This is a genomic window from Caballeronia sp. GAFFF1 (assembly GCF_023630705.1).
Lineage (GTDB): Bacteria > Pseudomonadota > Gammaproteobacteria > Burkholderiales > Burkholderiaceae > Caballeronia.
Window position 1 is genome coordinate 1 of the sequence record NZ_JALQEM010000011.1, and the last position, 16179, is coordinate 16179.

At 63.7% G+C, this 16179-nt stretch carries 11 protein-coding genes; 7 read left to right on the plus strand and 4 right to left on the minus strand.

All coding sequences use genetic code 11. The annotated features are described in order from the left end of the window. Positions 1-111: 111 nt before the first annotated feature. Together fixJ and fixL are read right to left on the minus strand one after the other, a co-directional pair. Entirely contained in the window at positions 112-750 is a 639-nt protein-coding gene (gene fixJ / locus NCR37_RS04910; RefSeq protein WP_159835767.1) for an oxygen response regulator transcription factor FixJ, read from the minus strand. After that, positions 747-3284: an oxygen sensor histidine kinase FixL gene (gene fixL, locus NCR37_RS04915; RefSeq protein WP_250472025.1), complete on the minus strand. Its 2538-nt coding sequence runs from the start codon at positions 3282-3284 to the stop codon at positions 747-749. The genes fixJ and fixL overlap by 4 nt, the downstream gene beginning before the upstream one ends. Between fixL and NCR37_RS04920 the strand changes: the two genes are divergently transcribed. The 4 genes from NCR37_RS04920 to lpdA all read left to right on the plus strand — a co-directional run bounded on the left by NCR37_RS04920 (position 3283) and on the right by lpdA (position 10206). Continuing rightward, on the plus strand, positions 3283-3426 hold the full coding sequence (locus NCR37_RS04920; protein WP_250472026.1) for a hypothetical protein: 144 nt from the start codon (positions 3283-3285) through the stop codon (positions 3424-3426). The genes fixL and NCR37_RS04920 overlap by 2 nt on opposite strands. A gap of 142 nt (positions 3427-3568) precedes the next feature. Continuing rightward, entirely contained in the window at positions 3569-6262 is a 2694-nt protein-coding gene (aceE, locus tag NCR37_RS04925) for a pyruvate dehydrogenase (acetyl-transferring), homodimeric type (protein ID WP_250472027.1), read from the plus strand. A gap of 79 nt (positions 6263-6341) precedes the next feature. Continuing rightward, positions 6342-8006: a dihydrolipoyllysine-residue acetyltransferase gene (aceF, locus tag NCR37_RS04930; protein WP_250472028.1), complete on the plus strand. Its 1665-nt coding sequence runs from the start codon at positions 6342-6344 to the stop codon at positions 8004-8006. 112 nt (positions 8007-8118) lie between these two features. Further along, positions 8119-10206, plus strand: a complete 2088-nt coding sequence (gene lpdA, locus NCR37_RS04935; protein WP_250472029.1) for a dihydrolipoyl dehydrogenase — start codon at positions 8119-8121, stop codon at positions 10204-10206. A gap of 145 nt (positions 10207-10351) precedes the next feature. Here the strand turns inward: lpdA and NCR37_RS04940 are convergent, their stop codons facing one another. After that, a complete protein-coding gene (locus NCR37_RS04940; RefSeq protein WP_175939991.1) occupies positions 10352-10930 on the minus strand; it encodes a phasin family protein in 579 nt (192 codons plus the stop codon). A gap of 691 nt (positions 10931-11621) precedes the next feature. Here NCR37_RS04940 and pbpG point away from each other — a divergent pair. Next, positions 11622-12797 carry a D-alanyl-D-alanine endopeptidase gene (gene pbpG / locus NCR37_RS04945; protein ID WP_250472030.1) on the plus strand — a complete coding sequence of 392 codons (1176 nt, stop codon included), beginning with the start codon at positions 11622-11624 and terminating at the stop codon, positions 12795-12797. Positions 12798-12887: 90 nt separating this feature from the next. Here the strand turns inward: pbpG and NCR37_RS04950 are convergent, their stop codons facing one another. After that, the gene (locus NCR37_RS04950; RefSeq protein ID WP_250472031.1) at positions 12888-13691 is read right to left on the minus strand and encodes an IclR family transcriptional regulator; all 804 of its coding nucleotides are present in this window, start codon (positions 13689-13691) and stop codon (positions 12888-12890) included. Positions 13692-13827: 136 nt separating this feature from the next. Between NCR37_RS04950 and NCR37_RS04955 the strand changes: the two genes are divergently transcribed. Continuing rightward, entirely contained in the window at positions 13828-14562 is a 735-nt protein-coding gene (locus tag NCR37_RS04955) for a (Fe-S)-binding protein (RefSeq protein ID WP_250472032.1), read from the plus strand. 9 nt (positions 14563-14571) lie between these two features. After that, a complete protein-coding gene (locus NCR37_RS04960; protein ID WP_250472033.1) occupies positions 14572-15984 on the plus strand; it encodes a lactate utilization protein B in 1413 nt (470 codons plus the stop codon). Positions 15985-16179 lie beyond the last annotated feature (195 nt).

The window sequence follows — 16179 nt, forward strand, 5'->3', positions numbered from 1 at the left end:
GGGGGCGCGCGGGGGGGTTTTGTGGGGGGGCCCGCCCCCCCCCCCCCCCCCCCCCCCCCCCGCGCCCCCGCCCCCCCCCCCCCCCCCCCCCGCGACGAAACCGCGAAGACGTTACTGCTGGGGCTTGTTGGACAGCGCGAGGCGCAACAGGTCGGCGACGGTATTCACCGAGAGCTTCTCCATGATGTTGGCGCGATGCGCTTCCACCGTCTTGATGCTGATGCCGAGGTCGTCCGCGATCTGCTTGTTGAGACGCCCCGCGATGATGCGCTCGAGCACCTGATGCTCGCGCGCCGTCAGCTTGCCAAGCCGCTCGGCGGCCGCGCGCTGCTGCTGGACACTCGTGCTCTCGCTGCGCGCCTTTTCCAGCATGCGCTCGACCAGCTTGCGCAGTTCCGCCTCGTCGAACGGCTTTTCGATGAAATCCATCGCGCCTTTCTTCATCGTCGAGACGGCCATCGGCACGTCGCCGTGACCGGTGACGAAAATGATCGGCAGCACGGAGTTGTCCGCGATCAGCTTTTCCTGCAATTCGAGGCCCGTCATGCCGGCCATGCGCACGTCGAGGATCAGGCAGGCGATGGCGCCGGAATGCGCGATCGGCAGATAGACGTCGAGGAACGATTCGGCGCTGGAGAAGCATTGCACGCGGTAGCCGTTGGCTTCGAGCAGCCAGCGCAAAGAATCACGCACGGCCTCGTCATCGTCGACGACAAAGACGGTTTCCTGAGTGGTGACTGGACTGCTCATAGTTCTCCCGTAACGGTATGTTGTCTCGTATTGGTATGTTCGTCGCGCGCGTCGGCGCCCGGTCCCGTCGATCCGTCCGCTTCGCCGATCGGCAGGCTGCAGTGGAAAGTCGCGCCGGTCACGTGGCCGTCCGCCTCGACGTTGTTCACTACCCACAGCCGCCCGCGATGCGATTCGATGATCGAGCGGCAAATATTCAGGCCCATGCCCATGCCGTCGGATTTCGTGCTGTAGAACGGCTCGAACAGACGCTCGGCCGTGGCTTCGTCGACGCCCGGACCCTGATCCACCACGCTGATGCACACGAAACCGCCATCGGTTCGCAGCACCACCACGCGAATCACCGGATCGACGGCGTTCGGCTTTGCATCATGCATTGCTTCGGCCGCGTTTTTCAACAGGTTGACCAACACTTGTTCGATCAAAACCGGATCGACGTAGATCACCGGCATGCGCGAGCGGATCTCGGTGACGATGCGGATCTTGCGCTTGCGCGCTTCGATTTCGGCGAGGCCGACCGCGTCCGCGACGATATCCGCCACGCGCGTCGCCTGGCGCTTGGGCTCGCTGCGCTTCACGAACTCGCGGATGCGCTTGATGATCATGCCCGCGCGCACGGCCTGCTGCGCGGTTTTCTCCAGCACCGGGAGCAGCGTTTCCTGCGTCATCCGGCCGGATTTCACGAGCGCGACGCAGCCCGAGCAGTAGTTGTTGATGGCCGCGAGCGGCTGGTTCAGCTCGTGCGCGAGCGACGACGCCATCTCGCCCATGGTCATCAGGCGGCTCGTGAACTGCAGCTTTTCTTCCTGCTGATGCGCCAGTTCCTGCGCCTGCTTGCGCTGGGTGATGTCGGTCGCGATCTGCATCTGCGCGAGGTGGCCGTCCACCCACTGAATGTACTGGCGGCGCACTTCGAACCACTTCTGGATGCCCTCGACGTAGACCTCCTGCGCGTCCGCCGAGCTTTCGGTGAGCACGGCGGCCGGCAGGCCCGCGTAGGTGTCGATCATGTCGAGCGTGTCGGACGAACTCTGCGCGTTGCCGTCGAAGGCCGCGCCCGCGAGTTGCAGATGCCCGTCCGGGCGAATGCCGAACAGATGCCGGTAATAGCGGTTCGCGAAGAGCAGTTCGGCTTCGTCGGCGGCGAGCACGGACACGGCCGCGTCGAGGCTTTCGAGGACGGTCGTGAAGCGTTCGTGCGCGGCGGCGAGTTCCTCGCGGGCGCGCTTCGGCTCGGTGATGTCCGTCATCGACGACATCCAGCCCGTCTGACGGCCGGAACTGTCGATCAGCGGCGACACGTAGAGCCGCGCGTGAAAGAAGGAGCCGTCCTTGCGACGCACGCGCAGTTCGAAGCCGGACGACGGCGCCTTGCCGCGCAGCGTCATGTCGAGCTGGCGCTGCATCTCCGGATACGAGTCGCGCGGCCAGTACGGAAACGGCGCGTTCTTGCCGACGAGATCGCTTTCGTCCCAGCCCGTCATGCGGCAGAACGCGGGATTCACGTGTGTGATGCGGCCGTGCATGTCGAGCACGCGCATGCCGATCAGCACCGAATTTTCCATCGCGCGGCGGAAGAAGGCTTCGGCATAGAGCGCCTGCTGCGCCTCGAAGCGCTGGCGCGTGTGTTTCCACAGGCTCCAGAGGCTCCACAGCACGAAGCACGACAGGCCCGCGACGAGCCATACCAGCGTGTTATTCGTGAAGTTCGTGAGTTGCGGATACGAATACACGCGCACCGACAGGCCCTGTCCGGGCGGGTCGAGCGGAAGGTCGTAGAACATGTCGCGCGGCAGACGCGGCCGGCTGGACGTGGTCGCGAGCTCGCGGTTGTTCAGATCGGTGATCGAGATCTTGTACTTCGCCGACAGTTCGCTCGGAATGTCGCGCTTCAGGATGCCTTCGATCGAAAATACCGCCGCGATGGAGCCGAGGAATTCGCGGTCGCGAAACACCGGCGTTTGCAGCGTGATGTAACCGTTGCCGAGGTCATCGTAAAGAAGCGGCGAGTAGACCTGACGGCGCGTGGTGCGCGCTTCGTCGAACGCCGCTTGCACGGCCTCGTCCATTTGCGTGTCGTTCGGCTTGGCGAGGCGGGAGCCGAGCACGGGCAGCGGCGTATTGGGCCAGCGCGGCTTGTGCTCGCTCGTGTACCAGTTCATGTAGAGGATCTCGGGATGCCCCTGCATGATGTCGGTGGACGCAGTCTGGAAGTTTTGCGAGTCGCCGTGGCCGGCCGCGATGTCGCGCGCGAGGGCCTGGATTTGTTCTTGCGCACCCGTCATGGCAAGACGGATTTGCTGCTGGGCCCACGCGACGTTGCGGTACAGCGTGTCTTCCTGCTGCTGCTGCTCGCGCCGGTTCAGGCTCCAGAGAATCAAGCTCATGACCACCAGAAAAACGATGATGGAGATAAGCGGCGTGAGTAAATAGGAGTTCGACCACCACGGGCCGTGGTGCCAGCGGGAGGGCGACGAGTCGGTCGGTTTCTTACCGACGCGCGCCGAGCGTTTGATCAGCCGGTCAGTCAACATGGAAGCGATTGTAACGCAGCACCCGATTGTTAATTGGCGTAAAAAGACGGTAAAGACGGCTCATTTGCGGGAAAAGGAGGAGAAACGTCTGAACAGAAAAACCGTATGGGACGGTGCATTGCAGCATTTTTTCACATCATGAGATCCGCTCCCATGATTCGAAAAATTCCTTGCTACTAGGTCTGGACCCTCTTTAGAATGCCGGCACGCGGCCAGTGCCCGAGTCCGTGCGGGCGTGTGTTTTTCGGCTGTTCTTAGAGCGTTCCTCACATCAGGAGACGAGCATGTCCGCTGTACCCGACGAAGTTCTCAAATATGTCGCCAATGCCAAGGACGACGATCCGCAAGAAACCGCCGAATGGCTCGAAGCACTGGATGGCGTGATTTCGGCGGTCGGCCCTGACCGCGCGCATTACCTGATCGAGAAACAGATCGAGTTCGCGCGCGTGCACGGCGAACATCTGCCGTTTTCGGCCAACACCCCGTACATCAATACGATTCCGGTCGCGTCCCAGGCGAAGATTCCCGGCGATCAGGACGTCGAGCACCGCATCCGTTCGTACACGCGCTGGAACGCCATCGCCATGGTGCTTCGCGCGGGCAAGGACACGAACGTCGGCGGGCACATCGCTTCGTTCGCGTCGGCCGCGACGCTCTATGACGTCGGCTTCAATCACTTCTGGCACGCGCCGTCCAAAGAACACGGCGGCGACCTCGTGTTCGTGCAGGGTCACTCGTCGCCGGGCGTGTATTCGCGCGCTTTCCTGCTCGGCCGCCTGACCGAAAAGCAACTCGACAACTTCCGCCAGGAAGTGGGCGGCGAGGGCATCTCGTCGTATCCGCATCCGTGGCTGATGCCGGATTTCTGGCAGTTCCCGACCGTCTCCATGGGCCTCGGCCCGATCATGGCGATCTATCAGGCGCGCTTCATGAAGTACATGCAGGCGCGCGGCATCGCGAAGACGGAAGGCCGCAAGGTCTGGGCGTTCCTCGGCGACGGCGAGACGGACGAGCCGGAATCGCTCGGCGCGATCGGCATGGCCGGCCGCGAGCGTCTCGACAACCTCGTGTTCGTCATCAACTGCAACCTGCAGCGTCTGGATGGTCCGGTGCGCGGCAACGGCAAGATCATTCAGGAACTGGAAAGCGAATTCCGCGGCGCGGGCTGGAACGTCATCAAGGTGATCTGGGGCAGCCGCTGGGACGCGCTCTTCGCTCGCGACAAGACCGGCGCGCTGATGCGCCGCATGATGGAAGTCGTCGACGGCGAATATCAGACGTACAAGTCGGAGTCGGGCGCGTTCGTGCGCGAGCACTTCTTCAACACGCCGGAACTCAAGGCGCTCGTCGCCGACTGGTCCGATGAGGACATCTGGAATCTGAACCGCGGCGGCCACGACCCGCACAAGATCTACGCCGCGTTCGACGCCGCCACGAAGACGAAGGGCGCGCCGACCGTCATCCTCGCCAAGACCATCAAGGGCTATGGCATGGGCGAGCACGGTCAGGCGATGAACATCACGCACCAGCAGAAGAAGCTGCCGATCGAGACGCTGAAGAAATTCCGCGACCAGTTCCGCCTGCCGATCAGCGACGAACAGATCGTCGACGTGCCGTATCTCACGTTCGAAGAGGGCTCGAAGGAACTCGAATACATGCGCCAGAAGCGCATGGATCTGGGTGGCTATCTGCCGGCGCGCCGCCAAAAGGCGGAATCGCTGCCGGTGCCGGCGCTCTCCGCGTTCGAACCGCTCCTCAAAGGCACGGGCGAAGGCCGTGAAATCTCCACGACGATGGCCTTCGTGCGCGTGCTGAACATCCTCTTGAAGGACAAGACGATCGGCAAGCGCGTCGTGCCGATCGTGCCGGACGAATCGCGTACGTTCGGCATGGAAGGCCTCTTCCGCCAGATCGGCATCTGGAATCAGGACGGCCAGAAGTACATTCCGGAAGACTCCGACCAGTTGATGTTCTACAAGGAATCGGAGACGGGCCAGATCCTGCAGGAAGGCATCAACGAAGCCGGTGGCATGTGTGACTGGATCGCGGCCGCGACGTCGTACTCGACGCACGGCGAGATCATGATTCCGTTCTACATCTTCTATTCGATGTTCGGCTTCCAGCGCATCGGCGATCTGGCGTGGGCCGCGGGCGACATGCGTTCGCGCGGCTTCCTCCTGGGCGGCACCGCTGGCCGCACGACGCTCAACGGCGAAGGCCTGCAGCACGAAGACGGCCACTCGCTTCTCTGGGCGGCGTCGATTCCGAACTGCGTGAGCTACGACCCGACCTTCGGCTATGAGCTCGCCGTCATCATGCAGGACGGCCTGCGCCGCATGGTGCAGGAGCAGGAGGACGTGTACTACTACATCACCGTGATGAACGAGAACTACGAGCATCCGGCGATTCCGCAAGGCGATGCTGTCGCTGGCGACATCATCAAGGGCATGTACGCGTTCAAGAAGGCCGAGAGCGCAGGCAAGGCGCACGTCCAGCTGATGGGCGCGGGCACGATCTTCAACGAAGTGATCGCCGCCGCCGACCTGTTGAAGAACGACTGGGGCGTGTCCGCCGATCTCTGGAGCGTGCCGAGCTTCACGGAACTGGCCCGCGAAGGCCAGGCATGTGAGCGCTATAACCTGCTGCATCCGACCGAAGAGAAGCGCGTGCCGCACGTGACCAAGCTGCTCAAGGGCGCGCAGGGTCCGGTGATCGCGTCGACGGATTACATCCGCGCGCTCGTCGACCAGATCCGCGGCTACGTGCCGAACAAGTTCGTGGTGCTCGGCACCGACGGCTACGGCCGCTCGGATACGCGCGAGGCGCTGCGCCACTTCTTCGAAGTCGACCGCTACTGGGTCACGCTGGCGGCGCTCAATGCGCTCGCCGACGAAGGCACGATCGAGCGTAACGTCGTCGCTGAGGCGATCAAGAAGTACAACCTCGACCCGGCCAAACCCAACCCGATGACCGTCTAAAGGCATCGCCCCCGAGCGTTGTGACGCGGCCTCTTTCCGAAGCGGAAAGAGGCCGCGTGCAACCCAGGAGACACTAATAATGAGTCAAGCGATCGAAGTCAAAGTGCCGGACATCGGCGATTTCAAGGACATTCCCGTGATCGAAGTGCTGGTCAAGCCGGGCGATGTCGTTGAGCAGGAACAATCCCTCGTCACGCTGGAATCCGACAAGGCCACGATGGACGTGCCCAGTTCGTCGGCGGGCACGGTGAAGGAAGTCAAGGTCAAGGTGGGCGACAACGTCTCCGAAGGCACGCTGATCGTCGTGCTGGAAGGCGGCGGCGCGGCCGCTGCGCCGTCTGCGCCCTCTGCGCCCGCGAAAGAGGAAGCGCCCGCGCAAACGCAGACGCACTCGCAGCCCGCGCAGGCTTCGGGCGGCGGCGGATCGGTGGAAGTGAAGGTGCCGGATATCGGCGACTTCACGGACATTCCGATCATCGAAATCGCCGTCAAGGTCGGGGACAAGGTCGAGAAGGAACAGTCGCTCGTCACGCTCGAATCCGACAAGGCGACGATGGACGTGCCGAGTCCGGCTGCGGGCACGGTCAAGGAACTGAAGGTGAAGATCGGCGATACGGTGTCCGAAGGATCGCTGATTCTCGTGCTCGAAGGCGGCGAGGGTGGCGCTGGGGCCGCGCCAGCGGCAGCGGCGCCGAAGCAGGAAGCGCCGTCGCCGGCCGCAGCGCCGCCCGATGCGCCCGCGAAGCCCGCGCCCGCGAAGGAAGCGCCGTCCGCGCTTGCGCAAGCGCCCGTGATGCCGGCCGGCGACGGCACGCGCACGTCGAGCCACGCGTCGCCTTCGGTGCGCAAGTTCGCGCGTGACCTGGGCGTGGACGTGACGCGCGTGAACGGCACCGGTCCGAAGGGACGCATCACGCAGCAGGACATCACCGCATTCGTGAAGGGCGTGATGACGGGGCAGGCCAAGGCGCCCGCCGCGGCAGCCGCCCCGGCGGGCGGTGGCGGCGGCGAGCTGGGACTGCTGCCGTGGCCGAAGGTCGATTTCACGAAGTTCGGTCCGGTCGACCCGAAACCGCTCTCGCGCATCAAGAAGATCTCGGGCGCGAACCTGCATCGCAACTGGGTCATGATCCCGCACGTCACGAACAACGACGAAGCGGACATCACCGAGCTGGAAGAGCTGCGCGTCAAGCTGAACAAGGAACACGAGAAAGCGGGCGTGAAGTTCACGATGCTCGCGTTCGTCATCAAGGCCGTGGTCGCGGCGCTGAAGAAGTTCCCGACCTTCAACGCGAGCCTCGACGGCGACAACCTCGTCTTCAAGAAGTATTACCACGTCGGTTTCGCGGCCGACACGCCGAACGGCCTCGTCGTCCCCGTGATCCGCGATGCGGACAAGAAGGGCCTCGTCGATATCGCGAAGGAAATGGCGGAGCTGTCGAAGCTCGCCCGCGAAGGCAAGCTGAAGCCGGACCAGATGCAGGGCGGCTGCTTCTCGATCTCGTCGCTGGGCGGCATCGGCGGCACGCACTTCACGCCGATCATCAACGCGCCGGAAGTGGCGATCCTCGGGTTGTCGCGCGGCCAGCAAAAGCCGGTGTGGGACGGCAAGCAGTTCGTGCCGCGTCTCACGCTGCCGCTCTCGCTGTCGTACGACCATCGCGTGATCGACGGCGCGGAGGCCGCGCGCTTCAACGCTTATCTGTCGGCGATTCTGGCGGATTTCCGTCGCGTGATTCTTTGATCGTGGCGCGCGTTCGGGCTTGCCCGTCCGAACGCGCGGCCCAGCCGACGGCGGAACCGCGCGCGCCGCGATGCGCGTTCCGGTTCCATCCGCTCTTCTCTTAGGGGACACCATGAGTCTCGTCGAACTAAAAGTACCCGACATCGGCGACTTCTCCGATGTCGATGTCATCGAAGTCAATATTCAGCCCGGCGACGTCATCGAAAAGGAACAGGGCGTCATCACGCTCGAAACCGACAAGGCGACGATGGAAGTGCCCGCCGACGTGGCAGGCACCATCAAGGAAGTGAAGGTCAAGCAGGGCGACAAGGTTTCGCAGGGCTCGGTCATCGCGATGGTCGAAACCGAAGGCGCGGCGGCCGGGTCGGGCGCGCCGGCCGGCGGCGCGCCGAAGGAAGCGTCGACGGCGCAACCCGCTCCCGCCGCGCCCGCTGCTTCGGGCGGCGGCACGCAGGAGGTGAAGGTGCCGGATATCGGCGACTTCACGGACATTCCGATCATCGAAGTCCACGTGAAGCCGGGCGATACGGTCGAGAAGGAACAGTCGCTCATCACGCTGGAATCCGACAAGGCGACGATGGACGTGCCTTCGCCCGCAGCCGGCACCGTGAAGGAACTGAAGGTGAAGGTCGGCGATAACGTCTCGGAAGGCACGCTCATCCTGACGCTGGAAGGCCAGGGCGGCGGCACCACCTACGTGCCGACGAACCCCGCGGCCGCCGCGCCGCAGCCAGCCGAGAAGGCGACCGCCGCGCCCGCGCCGCAGGCAGGCAGCTATTCCGGCTCGGCCGATGTCGAGTGCGAGATGCTCGTGCTCGGCGCCGGCCCCGGCGGCTACTCGGCGGCGTTCCGTTCCGCCGATCTCGGCATGAAGACCGTGCTCGTCGAACGTTATTCGACGCTCGGCGGCGTGTGTCTGAACGTCGGCTGCATCCCGTCGAAGGCGCTGCTGCACACCGCGCTCGTCATGGATGAAACGCACGAGCTCGCCGAACACGGCATCAGCTTCGGCAAGCCGACCATCGACCTCGACAAGCTGCGCGGTTTCAAGGAAGGCGTCGTCAAGAAGCTGACGGGCGGCCTCGCGGGCATGGCGAAGGCGCGCAAGGTGCAAGTGGTGACGGGCGTCGGCACGTTTGTCGATCCGCATCACATGGAAGTGCAGGGCGCGGACGGCAAGAAGGTCGTCAAGTTCCAGAAGGCGATCATCGCGGCGGGCTCGCAGGCGGTGAAGCTGCCGTTTTTCCCGGATGACCCGCGCGTCGTCGATTCCACCGGCGCGCTGGAGTTGCGTCAGTTGCCCAAGCGCATGCTGGTGGTGGGCGGCGGCATCATCGGTCTGGAAATGGCGACGGTCTATTCGACGCTCGGCGCAGAGATCGATGTCGTCGAAATGCTCGACGGCCTGATGATGGGCGCGGACCGCGATCTCGTGAAGGTGTGGGAGAAGTTCAACGCGAAGCGTTTCGCCAACGTCATGCTGAAGACGAAGACCACGAAGGCCGAAGCGAAGGAAGACGGCATCTATGTGACCTTCGAAGGCGAGAAGGCGCCTGCCGAGCCGCAGCGTTACGACCTCGTGCTGTTGTCGGTCGGACGCACGCCGAACGGCGGCAGGATCGGCGCGGACAAGGCGGGCGTCGCGGTGACGGAGCGCGGCTTCATCAACGTCGACAAGCAGATGCGCACGAATGTCGAGCACATCTTCGCGATCGGCGATCTCGTCGGCCAGCCGATGCTCGCGCACAAGGCCGTGCACGAAGGCCACGTCGCGGCGGAAGCGGCGCACGGCGAGAAGGCGTACTTCGACGCGATGCAGATTCCGTCGGTGGCGTACACCGATCCGGAAGTCGCGTGGGCGGGCAAGACCGAAGACCAGTGCAAGGCCGAAGGCATCAAGTACGGCAAAGCGGTGTTCCCGTGGGCCGCGTCGGGCCGCGCAATCGCCAATGGCCGCGACGAAGGCTTCACCAAGCTGATTTTCGACGAAGAAACGCATCGCGTGATCGGCGGCGGCATCGTCGGCTTGAATGCGGGCGATCTGATCAGCGAAGTGTGCCTCGCGATCGAGATGGGCGCGGATGCGACCGATATCGGCCGCACGATTCACCCGCACCCGACGCTCGGCGAGTCGATCGGCATGGCGGCCGAGCTTTACGAGGGCGTCTGTACGGACCTGCCGCCGCAGCGCAAGAAGTAGGGCGGTTCGCGGTCAGATGTGAGAAAGGCGCATTCCCTTGGCGGGAACGCGCCTTTTTATTTGGCGTGATGAGTCGCGGCAAAGAAAAACCCGGCCGCAGCCGGGTTTCAGTACAACGCTTAACGCTCGAACAGCCGATTCAGACTTAGGCGACCGTCGGGCGCTTTGCAGCGCGCGCAGCTTGTTCCGTCGCTTGCGTGGCAGCCTTCGTCGCGGCCGTGGCGGCTGCGTTGAAGTTGCTTTCGGCGATTTCGACGGCTTGCTTCGTTGCCTTGTGAACCGTTTCGTAGGTCGTGTTGGCGGCGGTGATGGCCGACTTCATCACGGCGACGGCCGTTTCCGAACCGGCGGGCGCGTTCTTCGCGACGTTGTCGACGAGTGCCTGCACCTTGCGGTTCTGCTCTTCGTATTGCGCTTCGGCAACACGGGCGAACTCGGCTTGCGTGGCCGACGCGATTTCATACAGGTGACGGCCGTACGACAGCACCTTCTCGGCGACCGGCTGCGTCAGGCTGGCTTGCAGCGCGAGCAGTTCTTGCGCGTCCTTCACGGACAGCGCGCGCTGGGCGTTTTCCTGGCCTTCGGCGAGCGTCGACTTGACGACTTGCAGGTTCAGCTCGACCAGCTTTTCCACGCCTTCGAACGCTTTGTTCGTCAGACCGAACAGCGTGTCGAAGTTGGCTTTCTGTGCAGCGGCGATTTGTTCGGGGGTCAGTAGGGTCATCTCAGGCTCCTGATTGCCGACCCATCATGGCGGGTCGTGGCTTGGTGGATGCAGCGAAGTGCTGCTAGTTGGTGCTACTTCTATTGGTGCGTCGCAACATGAAGCCCATTTTAGAGATATTCTTAGTGATGTCAAGCACTTTTTGTGCATTGCACAATCGGTGCGAAGACGTTGTGAATCATGGACTTAAGTAATCGGTGTCCGCGTTACGGAACGGCACTCCAGGAAGCCTCTGCACCGCAACGGAACGTTCGGAGCGTTGCGTGACCGACGCCGGTGCGTGCTATTCGTGGCAGATTCGTGCAGCCGCGAATAGGACGATTCGTGCATCCGTCCTATTTTTAGGATGTCGCCGTACACCAAATTGTTGAAGAACCGTTAACATTTCGACTGTTGATCAGACGCACATCGAAGTGGCACGGCGACCGCTGCGCCAAATCATCGGTTCAGCACTCAAGTTTCAGGAAATTTTGCCGATAGCGCGTGAGTCGTGTCGTACAAAAGCGCGTTCTCGGCGGTATTCCGTCTGCAGAAAGCGATCGTTTTTTCCGATTGCCGTTCGCAATGTGCCCAAAACACGCAATCAACGCTTACAACTCAGTTTAACGAGCGTCGATAAGTGCTTAATATTGCTTAAATTTCGCAGCTTCACTACACTTGGCGGTACTCTCAGCCGCCCAACAGAACACTAATGAAAACCGAAATGTTTTCGTCGCTAAAGGCGGTGCACGGCGTGGCATTGCGCTCAGCTTTGTCCCTCGCCGTGTCACTGGCTGTAGCGACATCGTTTGCAGCGGCTCCGGCTGAAGCCCTCGCCAAATCTGCCACCGTCACTCATCACAAGAAGTCCGCCACCGAAGAAAAGACCGCTGGCCGCGCTCGCGTCGCGAAGGCCGGCAAGTCGGCACGCGCCGCGAAAGTCGCCGCTACCGGCGATGACGACGACGCGCCGAAGGTCTCGCGCAAGCATCGCGTGAACTACCGGATGGACCCGCACGCGCGCCGGTCCGCCGTGCATCCGGTGGCGTATCAGCCGCGCGCCACGTCGGTCGGCCAGGCGTTCGGTCTGCACGACACGGCGGATAGTCTCGCGCTGCGTTCGAGCGTGGCCTACGTGGTCGACCAGGACACGTCCGAGACGCTTTTCGACAAGAACTCGCGCGCCGTCGTGCCCATCGCGTCGATTACGAAGCTGATGACCGCCATGGTCGTGCTCGACTCGCACATGCCGCTTACCGATGAAATTACGGTGACGGACGAAGACCGCGATTACGAGAAGTACACGGGCTCGCGGTTGTCCGTCGGCTCGGTGCTGAATCGCGAAGACATGCTGCACATCGCGCTGATGGCGTCTGAAAACCGCGCCGCGGCCGCGCTGTCGCGCTTTTACCCCGGCGGGCGTCCTGCGTTCATCGCGGCGATGAACGCGAAGGCGAAGGCGCTCGGCATGACCGACACGCACTTCGAGAATTCCACCGGGCTCACGAGCCTCAACGTGTCGAGCGCACGTGACCTCGTCAAGATGGTGAACGCGGCGTATCAGTATCCGCTGATTCGCAAGTTCTCCACGGACCGCAGCTACGACGTCTTCACCGGCAAGCGCACGCTCGCGTACAACAGCACCAACGCGCTGGTGCGTAACGCGTCGTGGGACATCGGCTTGCAGAAGACGGGCTTCATCAACGAAGCGGGCGAGTGCCTCGTGATGCAGGCGAACGTGCACGGGCGCCCTGTCATCATGGTGCTGCTCGATTCGTACGGGAAGTACTCGCGTTTTGCCGATGCAACGCGTCTGCGCACGTATCTCGATACGCTCGGCGAGCCGCGCATCATGAGCGCGGACATGGGCGGCGGCGCGAACCCGTGATCGCGTAAGCGCACTCAGCGCACTCAACGGCCACAAGAAAAAGCCGGATTCGTCGAGAGACGAATCCGGCTTCTTCGTTTAACCGGGCGATCAACGCTGCGGCTGATGCGCCCCGCCCGGCTGTTGCTCCTGATAGCCGAGCGACCGCGAGATCTCCAGCGCGGTATGACTCAGTTGCTTGAGCCAGGCGTCCTGAAGCCGGTCGGCCGGCGCGGACAGCGACAGCCCCGCGACGAGCCGTCCGGTGTCGTCATAGATGCCTGCCGCGATGCAGCGCACGCCCAGTTCGAGTTCTTCGTTGTCGCGCGCGCACGATTGCTGCCGCACGAACGACAACTCGCGTTCGAGCTTGGCGAGATCCGTGATGCTGTTCTGCGTGTGCCCCGACAGGCCGGTGCGCATCGCGTAGGCGCGCACGCGGGCGGCTTCGTCGGCGGCGAGAAAGAGCTTGCCGACCGATGTCAGATGCAGCGGCGCGCGCCCGCCGATCGCGCGGACCACCTGCATGCCCGAGCGCTCCGAATACGCGCGCTCGATATACACGATCTCATCGCCCTGACGGACGGAGAGGTTCACGGTCTGCCCGGTCTGGCGGTGCAGTTCGCGCATCGGCGACATGGCCGCCTCGCGCACGGAAAGCCGCGCCTTGACGAGATTGCCGAGTTCGAGCAGGCGCATGCCGAGCCGGTACGTGCCGGGATCGGAGCGGTCGACCAGCCGGCACAGCACCATGTCGTTCAGGATGCGGTGCGCGGTGGAAGGGTGCAGCCCCGTGTTGTGCGAGAGTTCCTTCAGGCTGACCGGATCGGTATGATCGGCGAGGGCGTCCAAGAGGCTCATCATGCGCTCGATGACCTGAATGGAAGTTTTTGATTCCGGGTTCGTGTCGCTCATCGTCTGAATCGGTTGATGCGTCAAACAGCGGAAGATCGATTGTATCTCATAATGTGAAAAGGCGGCGCATCCGGAAACGGCCGACCGCCGGCGGATAATTGCGGCGCTTTCGCATCCACTCGAACAAGGAAATGCCATGCGAGTCGGTTTATTCGTGACCTGTCTCATCGATATGATGCGGCCGGAGATCGGTTTCTCCGTCATCAAGCTGATCGAGCGCGCGGGCTTTGAGGTCAGCGTTCCGCCGGCGCAGACGTGCTGCGGTCAGCCCGCATACAACTCCGGCGACCGCCGCCTCGCCCGCGATCTGGCCGAAAAAACCCTGCGCGAATTCGAGCAGTTCGATTACGTAGTGGTGCCGTCGGGATCATGCGGCGGCACGATCCGCGCGCACTACGGCGACCTGTTTCGCGACGATCCCGAACTCATGAACCGCTATTCGCGCTTGCAGCCGCGCGTGTTCGAACTGACCGATTTTCTGGTGACAATCGCGAAAGCGCGCATGGAACCGGGCGTCTTCGACGGCATCGTCACCTATCACGACGCCTGCTCGGGCTTGCGCGAACTCCGCGTGAAGTCGCAGCCGCGCGAACTGCTCGCGCAGGCCGGCGTGCCGGTGAAGGAAATGGCCGGCTGCGAGCACTGCTGCGGCTTCGGCGGCACCTTCGCGGTGAAGTACGGCGATATTTCGACCGCGATCGTCGACGAGAAATGCGCGAACATCAAGGCGAGCGCGGCGGATGCGGTCGTGCTCGGCGACCTCGGCTGCATGCTCAACATCGAAGGCCGCCTGCGCCGCACCGGCGACACCACGACGCGCGTGCTGCATATCGCGCAGGTGCTCGCCGGCGATGCGCAGCGCCTCACCTGAGAGCCACCCATGCAAGTACAGACGATGCACTTCAAGGCGCGCGCCGGCAGCAAGCTTGCCGACGAGCGGCTTCAGCACAACCTCACCAAGCTCTCGACCAAGTTCGTCAGCGCGCGGGCGAGCGCCGTGCGCGATATCGACTTCGACGCCACGCGGGCCGCGCTCAAGGAACGGCGCAACCGCGCGCTGGACAACCTCGACGTGTGGCTCGAAACGTTCGAGCGCGAGGCGACACGCCGCGGCGCGACGGTGCTTTACGCCGAATCGACGGCGGACGCGGCGCGTCTTGTCGCCGACATTGCGCGCGAGCATGGCGTGAAGAAGGTCATCAAAACGAAGTCGATGGTGTCCGAGGAGATGCAGCTCAACCGCGTGCTCGGCGAGATGGGCGTGCAGTCCATCGAGACCGACCTTGGCGAATATATCCTGCAGATCAACGACAACGAGCCGCCGAGCCACATCATCGCGCCGGTCGTGCACAAGGATAAGGACGAGATCGCCGACCTGTTCGCGAAGACGCACGGGCGGCCGCGCCTGACCGAAATTCCCGCGATGACGCGCGAGGCGCGCGAAGTCCTGCGGCCGCATTTCATGACCGCGGACATGGGCGTGACGGGCGGCAACTTTCTGATCGCTGAGACGGGTTCGGTCGCCGTCGTGACGAACGAAGGCAACGAGGGCATGTGCACCGTCATGCCGCGCGTGCACGTCGCGGTGACGGGCATCGAAAAGATTCTGCCGACGCTCGAAGATCTCGCCACGGCCATGCGCTTGCTGCCGCGTTCGGCGACCGGCCAGACCATCTCGAACTACTTCTCGCTGCTGACCGGCCCGCGCGCGCCCGGCGAGACGGACGGGCCGGAGCATATGTATTTCGTGCTCGTCGACGGCGGGCGCACGGGACTGATCGGCGGCGACTTCCAGGAGATGCTGCGTTGCATCCGGTGCGGCGCGTGCATGAATCATTGCCCGGTCTATCAGAAGGTCGGAGGACACGCGTACGGCTGGGTGTATCCCGGGCCGATGGGGTCGGTGCTTACGCCGGCGTATGTGGGAATCGACAAGGCGCTGGACCTGCCGCAAGCCGCGACGCTCTGCGGCGAATGCAATAGCGTGTGCCCGGTGGGGATTCCGATCTCGGACCTGCTTCGCAAACTGCGCGAAAAGCAGATGGAGCGGCGGCTGCGGCCGTGGACCGAACGCGCGGCGCTCGCGGCGTGGGGCTATCTGGCGATGCGGCCTGCTGCGTATGCGCTGCTGACCAAACTGATGGTGCGCGTGCTGGAACGCGCGGGCGGCAGCCGAAAGGCGATCTCGCGTTTGCCGTTCGGCGCGGGGTGGACCGCCACGCGCGATATGCCCGCGCCGGTGGGCCGCACGTTCCGGGAGTTGTACAAGGCGCAGCGGTCGCACATTGGGTGATTGATCCGTCGACTCATCGCGAAAAAGAGAAGGCCGCGCCGGATCGCGTGATCGGCGCGGCCTTTTCAATTTCGCGCATTTCAGTGCGTGCTAGCCGCCGGTGCGCCCGAGAAAGCCGCGTTGGTCGGCTGCGCCACGACCGGGGTCGCCGTGGCCGCCCGCAGGCGCGGCGGCGGGCTGCGGCGGCCGTGGCCG